This window comes from Kineosporia sp. A_224 (assembly GCF_002198655.1).
In the GTDB taxonomy this organism is placed as follows: Bacteria; Actinomycetota; Actinomycetes; order Actinomycetales; family Kineosporiaceae; genus R-H-3.
Genome location: NZ_MWLN01000030.1, coordinates 1 through 19,011 on the forward strand (window position 1 = coordinate 1; position 19,011 = coordinate 19,011).

Here is a 19,011-nt window from a genome sequence, read left to right on the forward strand (position 1 = left end):
CCTCGTCGACCGGGCGGCGCGCCTGCTCGGGCGCGGGCCCGGCGGGCGCCGCGACCGGTGGCCGGACGTCGTCGCCGCGACCCGGTCCGAGGCGGTCGCCGCGAACCGGACGGCGTGGCCGCGCGTCGTCGCCGGGCTCCTCGTCCACAACGCGCTCCTCGTGCTCCTGCTCGACGGCTGCCTGCGGGCGGTCGGGCACCCCGCGCCGCTCGTCGCCGTGTGCGCGGCGGTCGGGCTGGAACGGCTGCTCACCGCCGTCCCGGTCACCCCGGGCGGCAGCGGCGTCGCCGAGCTCGGGCTCGTCGCCGTCCTGGCCGCGGGCACCGCCCCCGCGGCCGCCCCCGCGGCGGCGGCCGGCGCCCTGCTCTACCGGGTCTTCACGTACCTGCTCGAGGTGCCCGTCGGGGCGCCGCTCGCGCTGGCGCAGTTGGCCCGCCCGGGCCGGCCCGCGCTCGTGGCCCGCCCGGCCGGGGGTGCGGCGTGAGGGTCGTCCACGTCACCGACACGTACGCCCCGGTCCTCGGCGGCAAGGAGCTGCACGTCCGCGACCTCGCCCACGAGCAGGCGGCGCTCGGGCACGAGGTCGTCGTCCTCACCGCGACCGAGGAGGAGCCGGTCGACCACCGGGCGTCCGGGGAGCCTGCGGTCCCGGCACCGGGCGGTGCGGGCACCGTCCGCGTCGTCCGGCTGCCCGACACCCGCTCGCCTCTCGCCCGCGGGCTGCTCGCGGGGGCGGACGTCGTCCACGCGCACCTGTCCGTCGTCTCGCCGTTCGCGTGGAGCGCCGTCCGTGCCGCCGCGGCGGCCGGGGTGCCGGTCCTCGCGATGGTGCACGTCGTGCTGCCGGCCGCGGGCGTCGTCCGGGCCGCCTGGCGCGGGGCGGTCGCGGCGGTCGGGCCGGCCGTCACCTGGGGCACCGTGAGCCGGGTCGCGGCGCAGGCGCTGCGGACCGTCGTCCCGGGGCCGGTGCACGTGCTGCCGAACGGGATCGACCCGGGGGCCTGGGCGCCGTCCGGCCCGTCGTCCGTCGCTCCGCGGCCGGTCACGGTCGTCGCGTCCGGGCGACTCGCGCCGCGCAAGCGCGTGCTCGCGCTCGTCGCGGTCCTCGACGAGGTGCGCCGGCTCGTCGGTCCCGACGTGCCGCTGCGCGCGGTCGTCGTCGGGGAGGGCCCGCTGCGACCGCTCGTCGAGTGGCAGGTCCGTGGGCGGGGGATGGCGCGCTGGGTCGAGCTGCCCGGCCGGCTCACCCGGCCGCAGCTGCGGGAGCTCTACGCGCAGGCCGACGTCTTCGTCGCCCCGGCGCGGGTCGAGTCGTTCGGGCTCGCGGCGCTCGAGGCCCGCTGCGCCGGGCTGCCGGTCGTCGCGCACGCCGTGGCCGGGGTGTCCGACTTCGTCACCGACGGGGTCGAGGGCCGGCTCGCCGCCGACGACGCCGGGCTCGCGGCCGCCGTCGCGGACCTCGTGACGGACGACGTGCAGCGCGCCCGGATCGCCGCGCACAACCGCGACGTGCCGACCGCGCTCGGCTGGGCGGGCGTCCTCGACCGCTGCTTCGCGCTCTACGCCGTCGCCGGGACGACCGCGCGGCGGGCGCCGGTCCGTGCGCGACGGGTGCCGGCCCGGCGGTCGCCGGCGCGGGCGGTCCGGCCTGCGGGGACGGTCTGAACCGAGCCGCCCTGCCTGCGCTGATCCGGGTCGCCGGTGATGGCAGAGCAAGCGCCCGGGAACGCGTCTCAGCGATCTCTCAGCGGCCCGGGAGCACCGTGCGAGCGTGCGTATCTCCCAGCTGCTCGCCGGCACGGCCGCCCTCGCGGCCACGGCCGGGACGGTCGCCCTCGTCCCGCGCGCGACCGGCACCTCGTGGCCCGCCGTCGCCGACCTGCTCGGCGGGCTCGACCCCGGGCGGGTCGTCGTGCTCGGCGCCGTGTGGTTCGCCGGGCTGCTCGCCTACAGCCTCGTCCTCACCGCGTCGCTGCCCGGGCTGACGACCCGGCGGGCGCTCGCGCTCAACCTCGGCGGCAGCGCGGTCGCCAACGCGGTCCCGGCGGGCGGTCCGCTGAGCATGGGGCTCACGACGGCGATGGCCCGGTCGTGGGGGTTCGGGCCCGCCCGGCTCGCGGGGTTCCTCACGGTGAGCAACGTCTGGACGGCGCTGGGCCGGGTCGTCGTCGGCGGCGTCGGGCTCGCCGCGTGGTCCCTCGCCGGACCGGCCGGGTCGCCGGCCGGCGGGGGCGTCTTCGCGCCGGTCGTCGTCGCTGCCGCCTTCGGGGCGGTCGTCGCCGGTTCGCCGCGCCGCACCGCGACGGTCGGCCGGGCCGTCGGCCGGGTCGCGGAGCGCGCTCTGCGGCGCCCGGGGCTCGCCGACCGCGTCGCCGACGGCGCGGTCCACGCCCGCCGGCTCGCCCTCGACACGTCACGGCGGTCCTGGCCGCGGCTCGTCGCCGGGCTCACCGGCTACTCCGTGCTCCTCGTCGTGCTCCTCGACGGCTGCCTGCGGGCCCTCGGGCACCCGGCGCCGCTCGTCGTCGTCCTCGCCGCGGTGGGGGTCGAGCGGGTCGCGGCCGCCGTCCCGGTGACCCCCGGCGGCGCCGGGGTCGCCGACCTCGGGGTCGCCGCGGTCCTCGCCGCGGCCGGGGCGCTGCTCTACCGGCTCTTCACCTTCGCCCTCGAGATCCCGGTCGGTGCCGCGGTCGTCGTCGGCTGGCTCGCGCTGCGCGGACGACGCCCGGCCGCCGGGCCGCCCGCCGTCGCGGCCCCGGCGCGCGACGTCCCCGCGAGGGCCGCCGCGTGAGGGTCGTCCACGTCACCGACACGTACCTGCCGCGCCTCGGCGGGATCGAGCTGCACGTCCACGACCTCGCCGAGCGGCAGCGCAGGCTCGGGCACGACGTCGTCGTCCTCACCGGGACCCGGCCCGGGGCGCGGGGTCGGGACCGCGCCGACGACCTGCCCGTCGTCCGGATCGGCCGGGCCGGCTGGGCGGCGCTTCCGCTGGCGGCGCTCGCGGCCCTCGATGCGGCGGACGTCGTCCACTGCCACTCGTCGATCGTCTCCCCGCTCGCGTGGACGACCGCCCGGAGGTCCGCCGCGGCCGGTGTCCCGGTCGTCGTGACGATGCACTCGGTCGTCCAACGGTCCGCGGTCGTGACGACCGGGCTGCGGGCCGTCGCGCACCTCGCCGGTCCGACGGTCGTCTGGTCCGCGGTGAGCGAGGTCGCCGCGAAGGCGCTGGCCCCGTGCGTGCCGCAGGGGGTCGAGGTCATGCCGAACGGCGTCGACCCGGCGGCCTGGCCCGCGCTGCCCGCCCGGGAGCGCCGGCCGGGGGAGCCGCTCACGGTGCTGTCGGTCGGCCGGCTCGCGGCCCGCAAGCGGGTCCTCCCGCTCGTGGACGTGCTCGCCGAGGTCCGGCGGCGGCTCGACCCGCAGGTGCCGCTGCGCGCGGTGATCGCCGGCGACGGCCCGCAGCGCGACGCGGTCCGGCAGCGGGTCCGGGCGCTCGGGATGTCGGGCTGGGTCGAGCTGCCCGGCCGGCTGACCCGCGAGCAGGTGCGGGCGCTGCACGCGGTGTCGGACGTCTACGTCGCGCCGGCCCGGCTCGAGTCGTTCGGGCTCGCGGCGCTCGAGGCACGGTGCTCGGGACTGCCCGTCGTCGCGCTCGCCGCCGCGGGCGTCGGCGAGTTCGTCACCGACGGTGTCGAGGGCCGGCTCGTCGCGGACGACGCCGGTCTCGCCGCCGCCACCGCGGACCTGCTCGCCGACCCCGCCGCGCTGGCCGCCGTCCGCGCGCACAACGCGGGGACGCCGACCGGGCTCGGCTGGGACGACGTCGTCCGCGGCTGCCTGGAGACGTACGGCGCCGCCGTTGTCGCGGCGGCGCGCCGCCCGGTCGCCGGGACGCTCCCGCAGGGCATCCTGGGCGTGTCCTGACCCTGGAGGTCCGATGGCCCCGCGCCGTCCAGAACCGGCGGCCGGCGCGCTGTCCCGCCCGGCGGCGCCGCCGCGCTCGGTGCTGCTGCGCGGGGTCCGCGGCCGGTCCGTCGCGGCGGTCGTCGGCGTCGTGGGCCTCGCGATCCTCGTCGGGGTCGTCCTGCTCCTCGTCGTCCTGCAGCGCACCCTGGTCGCGGACGTCGAGGGCGAGGCGATCGCCCGCGCCGAGGACGTCGCGGCGCTCGTCCGGGCCGACGGTGTCGCGCGGCTGCCAGGGGTCCTCGTCGACACCACCCGGCCCGGCCAGGTCGTCCAGGTCGTCGACGGCACGGGCCGGGTCGTCGCCGCCTCGACCGAGCGCGCGCAGGACGCCCCGCTCACCTCGCTCGTGCCGCCGGCCGGTGTGACGGCCCCGGTCCGGACCGGACGGGTCGCCCTGCTCGACCGGGACAGCCCGTTCGTCGTCGTCGTGTCCTCGTTCCGCGTCGGCGGGCGGGACTACCGGGTCGTCGTCGCGGAGTCCATCGGGGCCCAGCGGCAGTCCGTCGCGACGGTCCTCGTGCTGCTCCTCGTCGGCTTCCCGCTGCTGCTCGCGCTCGTCGCGGCCGCGTCGTGGTTCCTCGTCGGCCGCGCGCTGCGGCCCGTCGAGCGGATCCGCGCCCAGGTCGCCGAGATCGGCGCCCGCGGCCGGCTCGACCAGCGGGTCCCGGTCCCGACGGCCCGCGACGAGATCGGCCGGCTCGCGGTGACGATGAACGACATGCTCGCGAGCCTCGACGCCGCCCGGACCGCGCAGCGCCGGTTCGTCGCCGACGCCGGCCACGAGCTGCGCAGCCCGGTCGCGACGATCTCGGCGGTGCTCGACGTGGCCCGGGAGGACTCCGGCGGCGCCACGCTCGCCGACCTCACGCCGGTGCTCGAGGCGGAGGCGGCCCGGATCGGCCGCCTCGTCGACAACCTCCTCCTGCTCGCCCGGGTCGACGAGCACGCGGTCGTCCTCGAGACCGCTGACGTCGACCTCGACGACGTCGTCGACGGCGAGGTGCTGCGTCTACGGGCGGCCCACCCGCGGCTGCGGGTCGAGCGGGTCGTGGTCCCGCAGCGGGTCCGGGGGGACCGCGCCCGGCTGCGCCAGGTCGTCGCGAACCTCGGCGACAACGCGGCCCGGCACGCGCGGGGCGTCGTCCGGCTCGTCGTCGCGCCCGACCCGGACGGCGCGCTCGTCGTCGTCGAGGACGACGGCGCGGGGATCCCGCCGGAGGAGCGGGAGCGGGTCTTCGGCCGCTTCGTCCGGCTCGACGCGAGCCGCGGGCGGACCAGCGGGGGCAGCGGTCTCGGGCTCGCGATCGTCCGCGAGCTCGTCACCGCGCACGGCGGCACGGTGACGATCGGGGACACCGCGGGCGGGGGGTGCCGGGTCGAGGTCCGGCTGCCGATCCGGCCGCCCGAGCGGTCGACTGCCGAGGAGGACGGCGGTCAGCCGCCGTCCGGGTCGAGCCGGTAGCCGGTACCGCGCTCGGTGCGGATCGCCGTCCGGCCGAACGGGACGTCGACCTTCTTGCGCAGGTAGCGCACGTAGACCTCGACGACGTTCGCGTCGCCGTCGAACGCCGGGTCCCAGACCGCGCGGAGGATCTCGGTCTTCGTCACGACGTCGCCCTTGCGGCGCAGCAGGAACTCCAGGAGGCCGAACTCGCGGGGCGTGAGGGACAGCTCGACGTCGCCGCGCAGCACCCGGTGCCGCGCCGGGTCGAGCGACAGGTCGCCGGCCGTGAGCACGGTCGGCCGCTCCGGGGCGCCGCGGCGGGCCAGCGCCCGCAGCCGGGCGACGAGCAGGACGAAGCTGAACGGTTTCGTGAGGTAGTCGTCGGCGCCGAGGTCGAAGGCGTCCGACTGGTCGTACTCGCCGTCCTTGGCGGACAGCATGAGGATCGGCGTCCAGACCTCGCGGCGGCGCAGCTCCTCGACGACCCGGTAGCCGTTGACGAGCGGGATCATGATGTCGAGGACGACGACGTCGAACTCCTGCTCCGTGGCCGCCCAGAGCGCGTCCTCGCCGTCGTGGACGACCTCGACGACGAAGCCCTCGCGGGTCAGGCCGCGGCGGACCGTCTCGGCCAGACCGACCTCGTCCTCCACGAGCAGCACGCGCACGGGAGCAGTCTTCCCCACGCGGGCGTCGTCCCGGAGGGTGCTCGCCTGCTCCCTGTGAGTCACCGCATTCCGGACGCGCCGACGACCCGCCGCGTCCCCGGGGTCCCGACGACCGACGGTGATACTGCCGAACATGGCCGCTCCACCCCCGTCGCTCCACCCTGCCCGCACGTCACCGACCGGGTCGGACGTGGACCTCGAGGTCGTCGCCGCTCCCGCCGCGGTCCCGCCGGCCCCGGCGCGGCTGACGACCGAGCAGCGGGTCCGGCGCGCGGCCTCCCTCCTCGTGCTCTCGGCGGTCCTGCCCGGCAGCGCCCAGCTCGTCGCGGGGGACCGGCGCGTCGGCCGGACGGCGCTGCGCGTCTGGGCCGGGCTGCTCGTCGCGCTCCTGCTCGTCGCCGTCCTCTGGTTCGCCGACCGCTCGCTCGCCCTCGGGCTGCTCGCCCGGCCGTCGGTGCTCGCGGCGGCCGGTCTGCTCAGCGTGCTGCTCGCCGTCGCGGTCCCCGGGCTGCTCGTCGACGCCTGGCGGCTCGGCCGCCCGGGCGACCTCCCCGTCACCGCGCGGCGCTGGGTGGCCGGTGCGACCGCCGTCCTCGTCATCGCGACGTCCGTCCCCTTCGTCATGGTCGGGCGCCGGCTCTGGGCGGCGGCCGACCTCGTCGGCGGCGTCTTCGGCGGCAACGAGGCGGCCGGGACGTCGAAGGGCCGGTACAACGTGCTCCTGCTCGGCGGCGACGCGGGCTCGGACCGGATCGGGCTGCGGCCGGACTCGGTGACCCTCGCCTCGGTCGACGCGGGGACCGGCCGGACCGTGCTCTTCAGCCTGCCGCGCAACATGCAGAACATCCCGTTCCCGAAGGGCACCCCGGCGGCGAAGGCGCTGCCGAACGGCTGGTCGTGCGGCGACGCGTGCCTGCTCAACGCGGTGTACACGTGGGGCGGCCAGCACCCGGACCTCTTCCCCGGCGCCAAGGACCCCGGCGCCGAGGCGATGAAGCAGGCGGTCGCCGGCATCACCGGGCTCGACGTCTCGTACTACGTGCTCATCGACCTCCACGGCTTCAGGGCGCTCGTCGACGCGATGGGTGGCATCGACCTCACGGTCAAGGGCCGGGTGCCGATCGGCGGCGGGACGTCGAAGGTCGTCGGCCACATCGAGCCCGGCCGGCAGCACCTCGACGGCTGGCACGCCCTCTGGTACGCCCGTTCCCGGCACGGCTCCTCGGACTACGAGCGGATGCAGCGCCAGCGCTGCGTCATGACGGCGATGGCCGGCCAGATGGACCCCGGCACGCTGCTCGCGCGCTTCCAGAAGGTCGCGGCGGCGAGCAGGCAGGTCGTGAGCACGGACATCCCGGCCTCCGACCTCGGGACGTTCCTCGACCTCGGGCTCGAGGGCAAGCAGCGCACGATCACGAGCGTGCAGTTCGTGCCGCCCATCGTCACGCCGTCGCACCCCGACTTCGCGCTCGTCCGCTCCCGGGTCGCGGCCGCGGTGGCCGCCGCCGAGGCCGATGACAAGGCCTTCGCGAAGGCCGGCGGGGCGTCGGCCGCGCCCGGCCCCGCGAAGAGCGCGCCGAAGCCCTCGAAGGCGGCGTCGGCCGCACCGGGCGCGGCGGCCACCCCGCGCTCGCCGTCCGCGCCCGGCACGGACACCGCGGCCTCCGGCACCGACGTCAGCAGCGTCTGCGCGGCCTGACCTTCCGAGGCCTGGCGCCTGTGGACGACGAGCGCCTGTGGACGACAAGCGCCTGTGGACGACGAGCGCCTGTGGACGACGGACGCACCGCGTCCGCGGTCGCTGCCATGATCCACGCGTGCAGGAGCGACCCGCCGACGACGCCACCGGCACCGGCCGTGCGGGCCCGGTCTTCGACCGGGCGATGCGGAGGCTCGTCGCGGCGGACCTCCCCGGCTTCTGCCGGGTCCTCGGGGTCGACGTCGAGCCGGTCGACGGCGCCGTCCCCGTCCTGGCGAGCCGGTTCCCGTCCGGTGACCTCGACGCCGACCTGCTCGTCCGGGTCGGCCCGGGCCGGCTCCTCCACGTCGAGTACCAGCGTCGCGGCGAGGCCGGGCTCGCCCGGCGGATGCTCCGGTACCGCGGGGCGGTCATGGACGCCTATCCGCAGGACGACCTCGAGCAGGTCGTCGTCGTCCTCGGCGACGGGCTCGTCGACTCGGTCGACTCCCCGGTCGACGGCGGGTTCCGGCTCGGCTGCCGGGCCGTGTACCTGCGGGACGTCGCGCCGGAGCTGCTGCTGGCGACCCCGGCGAGCGCCCCGCTCGCGGTGCTCGGTCGGGGGACGCCGGACGAGCGGGCGGTGGCCCTCGGCCGTGCGCTGCGGACGATCCGGGACGGCGGCGGGGACCGGACCGTCGAGCTGCTCGACGCCGCCGCCGTGCTGGCGACGATCCGCCTCCATCCGGTTACCATCGAGAAGATCAGGAGGGAGGCCGGGATGACCGTCGAGAGCATCGCCGACTTCTACGAGCAGACCGACTTCGGCCGGCTGATCCAGGACCGTGCCCGTGAGCAGGGCATCGAGCAGGGCATCGAGCAGGCGCTCACCGTCGCGCTCGTCGAGCGCTTCGGGATCCGGCCCGAGACGGCGGGCGTCGCGCACCGCCTCGCTGCCGGCACCGATCTCGCGACGGCGATGCACACTGTCATGACCGCGCAGGCCTTCGAGGACCTCCTGCCCGACGCCTGACCCCGTCGCCCGGCACGGCGCACATCCGGGTCGGCTACCGTTCGGTGCTGATGTCCAGCCCGCCCGTCTCCGTCGTCGTGCCCGTGCTCAACGAGGAACGACACCTCTCGGACGCCGTCGCACGGATCCTCGAGCAGGACTACCCCGGCGACCTCGAGGTGGTGCTCGCGCTCGGCCCGTCGAAGGACCGCACCGACGAGGTCGCCGCCCGGCTCGCCGCGGCCGACCCGCGGGTGCGGCTCGTGCGCAACCCGACGGGGAGGACCCCGGACGGGCTCAACGCCGCGATCGCCGCGTCGACGCACCCGGTCGTCGTCCGCGTCGACGGGCACGGGCTGCTCGCGCAGGGCTACGTCCGGACGGCGGTGCGCGTCATGGACGAGACCGGCGCCGCGAACGTCGGTGGCCTGATGGCCGCCGAAGGGGTCACGCCGTTCGAGCAGGCCGTCGCCCGGGCCATGACGTCGCGCTTCGGGGTCGGGGGAGCGCGGTTCCACACCGGCGGCGAGGCCGGACCGGCGGACACCGTGTACCTCGGGGTCTTCCGCCGTGAGGTGCTCGAGAAGCACGGCGGGTACGACCCCGCGTTCGTCCGCGCGCAGGACTGGGAGCTCAACCACCGCATCCGTGAGGGCGGCGGGCTCGTCTGGTTCACCCCCGAGCTGTCGGTGACCTACCGGCCGCGACCGACGCTGCAGGCGCTGGCCCGGCAGTACCTCGACTACGGCCGCTGGCGGCGGGTCGTCGTCCGGCAGAACCCCGGCACCCTCACCGCGCGCTACCTCGCCGCGCCGCTGGCCACCCTCGGCGTCCTCGCCGGGCTCGTCGTCGCACCGTTCTGGCCGTGGGCGCTCGTGCTGCCGCTCGGCTACGCGGGGGCGGTCGGGCTCGGCACGGTCCTCACGTGGGGCGGGCTGCCGCTGCGGGCCCGGGCCGCGCTGCCGCTCGTCTACGCGACGATGCACCTCGCCTGGGGAGCCGGCTTCCTCACGAGCCCGCGGCGGCTCGGTCGCAGCGATGCCGTACGGGCTGCCGAGGCGGCCTGACGAGAGGCGTGACGTAGCGGCGGGGCGTCGACGTCCGCGTCATGGTTGCATCGGTGATACCAGTGTCAATACCGTGGTCTGCATGGCGATGACAGTGCGACCGGGGGACGACGACGAGCAGGCGATCGCACGCCTCGCGGCTCGCTGGGGGGTCAGCAAGCACGCGGCGATCCTCAGGGCAGTTCGAGAGGCGGACGAACGGGCCGAGGAGGTGGACATCCTCGCGGTGTCCCAGCAGGGACTGGTCAGGTACGCCGGGCTGCTGGAGCGGCTGGGCACGGTGTGAACGTCCGCTACGTGACCCTCGAAGAGGCGCTGACCATCCTCCACCAGACAGGCTGGGGACCTCTTCGGGATGCCGGCCTGCTCGACTCGGCGCTCAACCGTCCCAGGGCATCGGCCTTCGGGGTGGACGCCTACGAGACGTTCCCGCTCAAGGCAGCCGCGCTCATGCACTCCCTTGCCGGCAATCACCCCTTGGTGGACGGCAACAAGCGTGCTGCATGGCACCTGACCTACGTCTTCTGCAGGATCAACCAGGTCGATCTCACGCTCGACGAGGACGACGCCTTCGACCTCGTCATGGACGTCGCCGCGGGGCTGGACGACCTGGGTGTGATCGCGAAGCGGCTGTTCCCGGGGCCCTGAGACCGGGCCCGGAAGGCTAGACCGCGACGGCGATCTGGGTGACCCCCGCGGGGACCTCGACCGGCGCCCCGCTGGCGGCGACGACGTCGTCCGTCGTGACGCCCGGTGCCACCTCGCGCAGGACGAAGCCGGACGGGGTGACGTCGAGGACGGCGAGGTCGGTGATGACCCGGTCGACGACGCCGCTGCCGGTGAGCGGCAGCGTGCACTCCGCGAGGACCTTGTGGGTGCCGTCCTTGGCGACGTGCTCCATGAGGACGACGACCCGCTTGGCGCCGTGGACGAGGTCCATCGCGCCGCCCATGCCCTTGACCATCTTCCCGGGGATCATCCAGTTCGCGATGTCGCCGCCGGAGGAGACCTGCATCGCGCCGAGGATCGCGGCGTCGACCTTGCCGCCGCGGATCATGCCGAACGACGTCGCGGAGTCGAAGAACGACGCCCCGGGCCGCAGGGTCACGGTCTCCTTGCCGGCGTTGATGAGGTCGGGGTCCTCCTCGCCGTCGAACGGGTACGCCCCGAAGCCGAGGATGCCGTTCTCGGACTGCAGGACGAGCTCGACACCCTCGGGCACGTAGTTCGGCACGAGCGTCGGCAGGCCGATGCCGAGGTTCACGTACGAGCCGTCGGACAGCTCGGCCGCGGCCCGGGCCGCCATCTGCTCACGGGTCAGTCCGATCAGCTGAGCCACAGCGATCTCCTCAGGCCTGCGTGGTGGTGGGACGGGGACGCACCGTGCGCTTCTCGATCTTCTTGTCCGCGGCCTGCTCCGGGGTCAGCGGGACGACCCGCTGCACGTAGATCCCCGGCAGGTGGACGGCGTCCGCGTCGAGCTCGCCGGGCTCGACGAGCTCCTCGACCTCGGCGATCGCGACCCGGGCGGCCATCGCGGTGAGCGGGTTGAAGTTGCGGGCGCTCTCGTGGAAGACGAGGTTGCCGTGCCGGTCGCCCTTCCAGGCCCGGACGAGCCCGAAGTCGGTGACGATCGCGTGCTCCATCACGAAGGTCTTCTCGCCGTCCGCGGTGCCGAACGACCGGGTCTCCTTCGCGGGCGACGCGACGAGCACCGACCCGTCGGCGGCGTACCGCCACGGCAGCCCGCCGTCCGCGACCTGGGTGCCGACCCCGGTCGCGGTGTAGAACGCCGGGATCCCCGAGCCGCCCGCGCGCAGCCGCTCGGCGAGCGTGCCCTGCGGGGTCAGCTCGACCTCGAGCTCGCCGGCGAGGTACTGCCGCGCGAACTCCTTGTTCTCACCCACGTACGAGGCGACGACCCGGCGGATCCGGCCGGCGCCCAGCAGGATGCCCAGCCCCGCGCCGTCCACGCCGCAGTTGTTCGAGACCACCTCGAGGTCCTTCGCGCCCGCGTCGTGCAGGGCGGCGATGAGGACGCTCGGGATCCCGCAGAGGCCGAACCCTCCGACGGACAGGGACGCCCCGTCACCGATGTCGGCGACGGCGTCCGCCGCGTCACGGACCACCTTGTCCATGGGTTCACGTCCTCGTGTCCGGGGGGCCTGCGGCGTCGCGTCGTGCGGACCGCGGCGCCGCTGCGGTCGAAGGGACTCTAACCGGGCGGGCCCGGCCCGGGCAGGAGGGTCCTCGTCACACCGGCCCGGGCCGGCCGCCGGCCTGGCCCGGCAGTCCGTGACCGACGTCCCCGCGGTCACCCGGCTGCCGGGCGACCGCCGACCGGTGCCGGTGATCACCGCCCGTCACCCGGGTCACCCGGACGGCCTCGTCCGGAGATGGTCCGTCCGGGTGGTCGTGAGCACGGATTCGTGAGCACCCGTCAAGGGGGCGTGACGGGGGGACGAATGGAGGGTGCCCGGCGGCTGCGGTCGCCTCGCCAGCAGCTAGGAGACCCACCCGTGCGCAGGCTCGCCCCGCTCGTCGCCGTCCTCGCCGTCCAGCCCCTCGCCGTGCTCCTCCCGACGATGGCGGACGCGTTCGCGGCGGCGCCGCACCCGGTCGCGCCCGCGGTCACCCGGACGGCGCTGGGCGGGGTCGACGCGGCGGCGCTCGGGGCGGAGCGCTCGGCCGGCCGGGCACTCACCCTCGGGACGACGGGCAGCCGGGTCGGCGGCACCACGGTCGCACCGGCGGGGCTCAAGGTCGCCGTCCTCACCCCGCGCCGGACGACCCCGGAGTTCGCGGTCGCCGGCGTCACCTGGACCGGGCCGGCGCCGGCCGGCACGAGCATCGCCATCCGGGTCCACGAGAACGGGACGTGGGGCGCGTGGACGCCGGCCCCGGTCGCCGACGACGGCCCCGACCCGGCGAGCGCCGAGGCGGGCGGCACCACCGGCGGCGGCACCGACCCGATCCTCACCTCGGGCCGGGCGGACGGCGTCCAGGTCAAGGTGCTCAGCGCCACCGGCACCGCACCCGCCGGGCTCGGGCTCGCCCTCGTCGACCCGGGCACGTCCGCGGCCGACGGCACCGTCGGGACGACCGCGACGGCGTCCGCGCAGGCCGCCGGCACCAGGCCCACGATCCTCACGCGCGCCCAGTGGGGCGCCGACGAGTCCCTGCGCCGCGGGACGCTCGAGTACAACACCCGGGTCGTCGCCGGGATCCTGCACCACACGGCAGGATCCAACGGCTACTCGGCGGCGGACGTCCCGGCCCAGCTGAGGGGCATCTACGCGTACCACACCCAGGTCCGGGGCTGGAACGACATCGCGTACAACGTGCTCGTCGACCGGTTCGGCCGGCTCTGGGAGGGCCGCTACGGCGGGCTCGCCAAGAACGTCCGGGGCGCGCACGCCCTGGGCTTCAACGCCGAGACGTTCGGCGTCTCCGCGATGGGCAACTACGAGGCGGCCGCCCCGTCGTCCGCGATGCTCACCGCGATCTCCCGGGTCTTCGCGTGGAAGTTCTCGCTCAACCGGATCGACCCCCGCGGGACGGCGACGCTCGTCTCCGCGGGCAACCTCAGGTACCCGGCGGGCGCCAGGGTGACCGTCCCGACGATGCTCGCGCACCGCAACGTCGGGCCGACCGCCTGCCCGGGCGCGAACCTCTACGCGAAGATGCCGGCGCTGCGCACGATGGTCGCGAGCCGGGTCGGCGCCGAGATCCTGCGCCCGTCCGTGGCGCCGCGCACGCTCGTCCACGGCACGCCGACCCCGGTCGCCGTGTCCGCCCGGCTCACCGGGACCCAGGCGTGGAAGGTCGCCGTGACGAGTGCCTGCTCGGCGACCCCGGTGTGGACCCGGACCGGGACCGGCAGCACGGTCTCCGTCCGCTGGGGCGCGACGACGACGGCCGGGGCGCCGGTGCCGCCCGGCACCTACCTCGTGACCCTCACCGCCCGCTCCGCGACCTCGACGTCGACCCCCTACCGCGCCCGGGTCGAGATCCTCCCGACGGCGACGAGCGTCATCGGGCCGTGCCCGGCCTACCGGCTCGCGGCCCGCACCGCGGCGTCCGTCGCGGACGGCACCCGCCGCTACGGCGGCGCCGCACCGACCCTCGTCGTCGTGTCCTCCGACGTCGGGCACCGCAGCGAGGCCGCGTTCGCCGGTGCGCTCGCCCGGACCTACCACGCAGAGCTCATGAGCTCCCCGGGTGCGGCGCTCTCGGCGCAGGTCGTCGCGCGGGTCCGGCGCGACAACGTCACCCGCGTCGTCCTCGTCGGCCGCACCGGCACCTGGGGCGCCGGCGTCGGCACCCAGGTCACCGACCTCGGCGCGACCCCGGTGACGATCGGCGGCGCGACGTCGCAGGACGTCCTCGTGGCGTCCGGCAACCGGATCGGCGACCTGCTCACCGCGGCCGGCCGGCCGACGACCGACGCCATGCTCGTCGACCCGGCCGACCCCGTGACCGCCGCCACGGCCGCCGGCGTCGCGGCCCGGCTCGGCTGGGTCGTGCTCCCGGCCGGCCCTTCCGGCGTCCCCGCCGGGACGTCCACGGCGCTGAGCACCTTCGCCGTGACCGACGTCCACCTCGGCGGCACCGGCGGCATCGGCGCCGCCTCCGTCACCGCGCTGCGCGGCGTCCTCGAAGGGGTCGTCGACGTGCGTGGCACCTCACGCGACGCCGCTCTCGCCAAGCTCGCGAACCTCGTCCCGACGGCGTTCCGCAGCACCGCGGTCGTCGTCCCGGGCACCGGCACCGACGGCCTGGAGGCGATCCTCGCCTCCTACACGGGCCGGCCGACGCTGCTCGTGAAGAACGGCGTGATCCAGGCCCAGGGGGCGGCGTGGCTCACCGCGAACGGCACGACCGTGCGCCGGATCGCCGTCGCCGCCGTACCGGGGCAGGTCTCCGCCGCCCTGCTCGCCGCGCTGAACCGGTACGTCCGCACCGCCTCCGCCCCGGCCACCGTCGTCCCGTCCTCCTTCGCGCTGCGCGGGTCCGGGTTCGGGCACGGCGTCGGGATGAGCCAGTACGGCGCCTACGCGATGGCCAAGGGCGGCGCGTCGTCGACGACGATCCTCTCGACCTACTACCCGGGGACGGCGGTGGCGTCCGTCACCGACACCCGGCACGTCAAGGTCAACCTGCTCCACGCGACGTCCCGCGCGACCTTCGGCGTCACCCCGGCCCCGGGCGTGACCGGCGCGGTCGCCCTGCGGCTGTCCGCCGGCACCGCGAAGGCCTCGGTGGCACCGGGGACGACCCTCGTGGCCGTGCCGGCCGCCGGTGGCGGGGTCGAGGTCCGGCGCGGGACGACGAAGGTCTTCGCCACGACCGGTGCCGTCCACGTCACGTGGACCGGGACGCCGGACCTTGTCGGCAACGCCGCCGTCGCACGCCTGTCCGGCACCGGGACCGAGGGCTCCAAGGCGTCCCGGCCCTACCGCTACGGCGAGATGTGGGTCGTGCGCGTCGGCACCCGGCTCGAGGTCGTCAACGAGCTCCCGCTCGGCAGCAGCTACCTGCGCGGCCTCGCCGAGATGCCGACGTCCTGGGGCGTGCGGGGCCCGGCGGCGCTCCAGGCGCAGGCCGTGGCCGGCCGCACCTACGCGTGGGCCAAGCTGCTGCGCGGCCCGCGGGCGGTGTGCGGCGGGTGCAGCCTCTACGACAGCACCCGGGACCAGGCGTTTCGCGGCTACGAGGTCGAGCTCGGAGCGTACGGGTCCTCCTGGGTCAAGGCCGTCACCGCGACGAAGGGCCGGATCCTCACGTACGCCGGCGCCCCGGCGCAGGCGCTCTACTACTCGAGCTCGGGCGGTCGCACGCAGGACAACCGGGACGTCTTCGGCGCCGCCATGCCGTACCTCGTGAGCGTCGCGGACCCGTACAGCCTCGCGGCCGGCAACCCGATGGCGTCCTGGCGGCGGACGGTCCCGCAGGCCTCGATGCGGACGGCGTTCGGGCTGCGGGACGTCGTGAGCGTCCGGGTCGCGACCCGGACGGCGGGCAGGGCCGCGAAGACGGTCATCGCGACGTCGTCGAGCGGCGCGACGGCGACCCTCACCGGCACCCAGCTCCGCTCGCGGCTGCGGCTGCCGTCGAACTGGGTCTGGAGCGTGGGCGGGGCCTGAGGCGCCGCCCCGCGCGTCCGGGTCAGCGGACCCGGACGGTCGTCACACCCTCCTGGCCGGCGAGCCGTTCTAGGGCGGCCTCGTCGAGCGCCGCAGGGTCGTGGTGCACGACGACCGAGCCGTCCGCGACGAGCGGGCCGACGAGGTCGAGGAGCGGGTCGGTGCCCGGGCCGCCGGTGAGCAGCCGGACGCCGTCGTCGAGCTTGGCCTCGTGGCTGGCGAACCGGAGCATCTCCGCGTAGGGCGCCGAGATGCCCTGCGCGCCGTCGAGGATCTCGAAGTAGGCGGTGTCCGACCGGGCCGGCCGCACGAACGGCACGAAGACGTCGCCGAACGTCCGGACCTCGAGCGCGTAGTCGAGCGCGTCGTCCGGCAGGGCCGGCCCGAACGACATGGCGAGGGCCGGCAGCGCGACGACGACGAGCCGGTCGGCCCGGGGCCGCCACAGCGTCGCGACGGGGCCGTCCGGGGCGGCGGTGACGAGCACCTCGACCGGCTCGGCGGCGGGCTGGGTGGTGCCGTCGGTGCCCTGCGGACCGGACCGCTCGACGACGACGCAGGCGCCCGCCGACCACACCGCGAGCAGCCAGACCAGGGTGCGCCAGTGCGGCGGCAGGTCGAGGACGACGCGGCTGCCCGGACCGACGTCCAGCTCGTCGACGAGGAGGTTGGCGGTCTTCGCGACCCAGTTGTCGAGCACCTTCCCGGAGAGCTCGACCCGTTCGCCGTCCGGGCCGTACCAGGTCACCCGCGGCCGGCCCGGGTCGGTCGTCACCATCCGGCGCAGCAGCGCGGGTACGTCGTCCATGCGGCCACCCTACGAAACGCTGTGGCGCCGGGAGGCCGGCGGTCAGCGCGGCGGTGCCGACCACCCGTCGTGGACGGCGCGCCAGTCGTCGTCCGTCGCGGTGAAGTCGGCGTACAGCGCCACCCCGAACGGCTGGCTGCCCGCCGGGGGAGCGGCGAGCCGGGCCGCGCGCACGGCGGCCGGCACCGTCTCGGCGCCGGGCCGGTGCTGGAGCGTCGCGCCGCGGTAGGCGGGCAGCCCGGCCAGGAGCGTCACGTCGTCCGGCACGACCGCCGCCGCGACCTCCAGCTGCCGGACGACGAGCCCGGTGTAGAGCCGCCGGCTCGGCAGTGCCGTGTCGTACGTCATCATCGCGACCTGGTCGACGCGGACCGCCACCTCGTGGAGGTACTCCGGCGTCCACCAGACCGGCCGCGCCCACGTCGTCGCGGCGGCCGTGCCGGGCAGCGGCTGCACCGGCTCCGCGGCCACCGACAGCAGCGCGCCGCGGGCCCGGGTCTCGCGCCGGGTCGCGTCGAGCAGGGCGAGGTAGCCGGCGTCCCCGTCCGGCAGCGGTTCGAGGTCGTAGTGGACGCCGTCCGCCCCGGCGGCGAGCACCTGCCGGGCCGACGCGACGACCCGCTCCCGGGTCGCCGGGTCGTCGAGCCGCATCCGGCCCGGCCCGACGACGTCCCCGAGCCACGCCTGCACCCGGAGCCCGGGCACGAGCGCCCGCAGCCGACCGGCGACCCACGGCAGCCGGGGCGCGAGCGCCGGGTCGAGCGTGCCGTCGTCCCGCAGCGGGCCGGCGTGGACGTAGACGTCGGAGAAGCCTCCCGCCCGCAACCGGCCGGCGAGCGCGACGGCGTCCGCCTCGTCCCGGCGGCCGTCGACCCAGGCGTGCCCGAGCCAGACGGCGTCCCGGCCCTGTGTGCGGGCGGTCGCCGCCGGTGTGCCGTGCTGCAGGGTCAGCAGCCACCCCGTGGTCCCGGTGGCGGCGAGGACGGCGACGGCGGTCACCGCGACGAGGATGCGGCGCAGCAGGCGTCCGGCCCTGCGGGCGGCGGTGGTCACGCCCTCGGGACGCCGCCCGCGGGCACCGGGTTGTCGTGCGGTCAGCGCCAGACGCCGGTGAGCGGCTCGCGGGCCGCGGCCTCGCCGAGGGCGGGGAGCCCGTACATCGCCTCGAGGGTGCGCAGCGTCGTGTAGTGGTCGCCCCGGGCGGTGTACCGGCCGGGGCGCACCATCGGCCCGACGAGCAGCGTCGGGATGTGGTTGCCGGAGTGGTGCTCCGACTCGTCGTAGGTGACGACGAGCAGCCCGTCGTGGTCCTGCGCCCAGGCGACGTAGGGGCCCAGGTTCTCCCGCAGCCAGGCGTCGCCGCGCGCCGTCCGGCAGTCGTGGGTGTCGTGGCACATGTCCGGGACGACGACCGACACCGTGGGCAGCGCGGCCGGATCGGCGGGGAAGGCGGAGAACGGCTGGTTCATCGTGGCCGGCAGCCCGCGGACGTCGACCCACGGGTTGTGCTTGCGGCGGTAGCGGCCGGCCGAGCAGGTCGTCGACCCGGCGGCGGGCAGGCCCTCGGAGAAGCCGGTGAAGGTGAGCCCGGCCGCTGTGAGCTGGGCGGGCAGGCTGCCGCCGGTCACGGTCGTCGGGCAGTGGTCGCTCGTCACGCCGTGCGTGGAGCCGGTGAGGAGCGCGACGTAGTTCGGCTGGCTCGGGTGCGCGACGCCGTGCCAGTCGGTGAGCACCGCGGCCGGCAGGCCGTTGAGCCACGGGGCGTCCGGGTCGTCGAGGACGTCGTCGAGGGAGTGGTTCTCCATGACGACGACGACCGTCCGGGCCGGTCGGGGGAGCGCCGCGGGTGTGCCGGAGGACGCCGGTGACGAGGACGAGGCGGCGCCCGGGTCCGAGGTGCCCGGCGACGAGGCAGGGGCGGACCCGGAGGACGCCGTGCCGGCGCCCGAGCCCGACGAGGTGCACCCGGCGAGCGCCAGGGCCGCCACGACCACCCCCGACAGGTGACGGAGGGTGATCGACGGGCGATGGGCGGCGGTGCGGACCGGCATGGCCGCCACGGTACGAAGCCGCGGGTATCGGTCAGGTCAACGCCGATTTCTGTGGTTCTCACGGCGTCGGCGGGACGAAAGTCTGCCGGCGGGGACCAAAAGGTGTGGCTCACCCCTTCTCCGGCATACCGGAGCAGGTCTACCTTGCCGCCCGTCGGGCCGGCGGGG

General features: G+C 76.3%; 18 protein-coding genes. 12 read left to right on the forward strand and 6 right to left on the reverse strand.

The genetic code is table 11. The features are described 5' to 3' along the window. The 5 genes from EDJALFJO_RS01040 to EDJALFJO_RS01065 all read left to right on the forward strand — a co-directional run. Positions 1–484 (forward strand): lysylphosphatidylglycerol synthase domain-containing protein (locus EDJALFJO_RS01040; RefSeq protein WP_198949889.1); only part of this gene is annotated, 484 nt, incomplete at its 5' end. After that, positions 481–1,665: a glycosyltransferase family 4 protein gene (locus EDJALFJO_RS01045; protein WP_088281334.1), complete on the forward strand. Its 1,185-nt coding sequence runs from the start codon at positions 481–483 to the stop codon at positions 1,663–1,665. The genes EDJALFJO_RS01040 and EDJALFJO_RS01045, both read left to right, overlap by 4 nt. A gap of 106 nt (positions 1,666–1,771) precedes the next feature. Further along, the gene (locus EDJALFJO_RS01050; RefSeq protein WP_088281336.1) at positions 1,772–2,791 is read left to right on the forward strand and encodes a lysylphosphatidylglycerol synthase domain-containing protein; all 1,020 of its coding nucleotides are present in this window, start codon (positions 1,772–1,774) and stop codon (positions 2,789–2,791) included. Next, entirely contained in the window at positions 2,788–3,927 is a 1,140-nt protein-coding gene (locus EDJALFJO_RS33160) for a glycosyltransferase family 4 protein (protein ID WP_158220246.1), read from the forward strand. Before EDJALFJO_RS01050 ends, EDJALFJO_RS33160 begins: the two co-directional genes overlap by 4 nt. A 13-nt stretch (positions 3,928–3,940) precedes the next feature. Next, the gene (locus tag EDJALFJO_RS01065) at positions 3,941–5,431 is read left to right on the forward strand and encodes a HAMP domain-containing sensor histidine kinase (protein ID WP_088281340.1); all 1,491 of its coding nucleotides are present in this window, start codon (positions 3,941–3,943) and stop codon (positions 5,429–5,431) included. On the opposite strand, the gene EDJALFJO_RS01070 is transcribed toward EDJALFJO_RS01065, so the two are convergent. Beyond that, positions 5,404–6,081 (reverse strand): response regulator transcription factor, encoded by a 678-nt coding sequence (locus EDJALFJO_RS01070; RefSeq protein ID WP_088281342.1) that lies wholly within the window; start codon positions 6,079–6,081, stop codon positions 5,404–5,406. The genes EDJALFJO_RS01065 and EDJALFJO_RS01070 overlap by 28 nt on opposite strands. A gap of 133 nt (positions 6,082–6,214) precedes the next feature. On the opposite strand from EDJALFJO_RS01070, the gene EDJALFJO_RS01075 reads away from it, so the two are divergent. The 5 genes from EDJALFJO_RS01075 to EDJALFJO_RS01095 all read left to right on the forward strand — a co-directional run bounded on the left by EDJALFJO_RS01075 (position 6,215) and on the right by EDJALFJO_RS01095 (position 10,486). Continuing rightward, entirely contained in the window at positions 6,215–7,780 is a 1,566-nt protein-coding gene (locus EDJALFJO_RS01075) for an LCP family protein (RefSeq protein WP_088281344.1), read from the forward strand. Between the two features lie 118 nt (positions 7,781–7,898). Then, positions 7,899–8,792: a hypothetical protein gene (locus EDJALFJO_RS01080; protein WP_088281346.1), complete on the forward strand. Its 894-nt coding sequence runs from the start codon at positions 7,899–7,901 to the stop codon at positions 8,790–8,792. Between the two features lie 50 nt (positions 8,793–8,842). Continuing rightward, the gene (locus EDJALFJO_RS01085; RefSeq protein WP_088281348.1) at positions 8,843–9,838 is read left to right on the forward strand and encodes a glycosyltransferase family 2 protein; all 996 of its coding nucleotides are present in this window, start codon (positions 8,843–8,845) and stop codon (positions 9,836–9,838) included. Between the two features lie 82 nt (positions 9,839–9,920). Continuing rightward, positions 9,921–10,124: a CopG family transcriptional regulator gene (locus EDJALFJO_RS01090; RefSeq protein WP_088281350.1), complete on the forward strand. Its 204-nt coding sequence runs from the start codon at positions 9,921–9,923 to the stop codon at positions 10,122–10,124. 11 nt (positions 10,125–10,135) lie between these two features. Then, positions 10,136–10,486: a type II toxin-antitoxin system death-on-curing family toxin gene (locus tag EDJALFJO_RS01095; protein ID WP_233149611.1), complete on the forward strand. Its 351-nt coding sequence runs from the start codon at positions 10,136–10,138 to the stop codon at positions 10,484–10,486. A gap of 16 nt (positions 10,487–10,502) precedes the next feature. Here the strand turns inward: EDJALFJO_RS01095 and EDJALFJO_RS01100 are convergent, their stop codons facing one another. Then, positions 10,503–11,165, reverse strand: coding sequence for a CoA transferase subunit B (locus EDJALFJO_RS01100; RefSeq protein WP_088281386.1), 663 nt, complete (start codon positions 11,163–11,165; stop codon positions 10,503–10,505). Between the two features lie 22 nt (positions 11,166–11,187). Then, positions 11,188–11,976 carry a CoA transferase subunit A gene (locus EDJALFJO_RS01105; RefSeq protein WP_088281354.1) on the reverse strand — a complete coding sequence of 263 codons (789 nt, stop codon included), beginning with the start codon at positions 11,974–11,976 and terminating at the stop codon, positions 11,188–11,190. Between the two features lie 381 nt (positions 11,977–12,357). Here EDJALFJO_RS01105 and EDJALFJO_RS01110 point away from each other — a divergent pair, with 381 nt between their 5' ends. After that, positions 12,358–15,984 (forward strand): SpoIID/LytB domain-containing protein, encoded by a 3,627-nt coding sequence (locus EDJALFJO_RS01110; protein WP_158220247.1) that lies wholly within the window; start codon positions 12,358–12,360, stop codon positions 15,982–15,984. Positions 15,985–16,006: 22 nt separating this feature from the next. Here EDJALFJO_RS01110 and EDJALFJO_RS01115 read toward each other — a convergent pair whose 3' ends face one another. From EDJALFJO_RS01115 to EDJALFJO_RS01125, 3 genes are read right to left on the reverse strand one after another with little or no spacing between them, the layout of a single operon-like run. Beyond that, positions 16,007–16,792, reverse strand: coding sequence for a TIGR03089 family protein (locus EDJALFJO_RS01115; RefSeq protein WP_088281358.1), 786 nt, complete (start codon positions 16,790–16,792; stop codon positions 16,007–16,009). A 42-nt stretch (positions 16,793–16,834) separates the two neighbouring features. After that, positions 16,835–17,845, reverse strand: a complete 1,011-nt coding sequence (locus tag EDJALFJO_RS01120; protein ID WP_088281360.1) for a hypothetical protein — start codon at positions 17,843–17,845, stop codon at positions 16,835–16,837. 41 nt (positions 17,846–17,886) lie between these two features. Continuing rightward, positions 17,887–18,597 (reverse strand): alkaline phosphatase family protein, encoded by a 711-nt coding sequence (locus tag EDJALFJO_RS01125; RefSeq protein ID WP_088281362.1) that lies wholly within the window; start codon positions 18,595–18,597, stop codon positions 17,887–17,889. Between EDJALFJO_RS01125 and EDJALFJO_RS01130 the strand changes: the two genes are divergently transcribed. Continuing rightward, positions 18,596–18,799: a hypothetical protein gene (locus EDJALFJO_RS01130; protein ID WP_088281364.1), complete on the forward strand. Its 204-nt coding sequence runs from the start codon at positions 18,596–18,598 to the stop codon at positions 18,797–18,799. The genes EDJALFJO_RS01125 and EDJALFJO_RS01130 overlap by 2 nt on opposite strands. Positions 18,800–19,011: the final 212 nt, after the last annotated feature.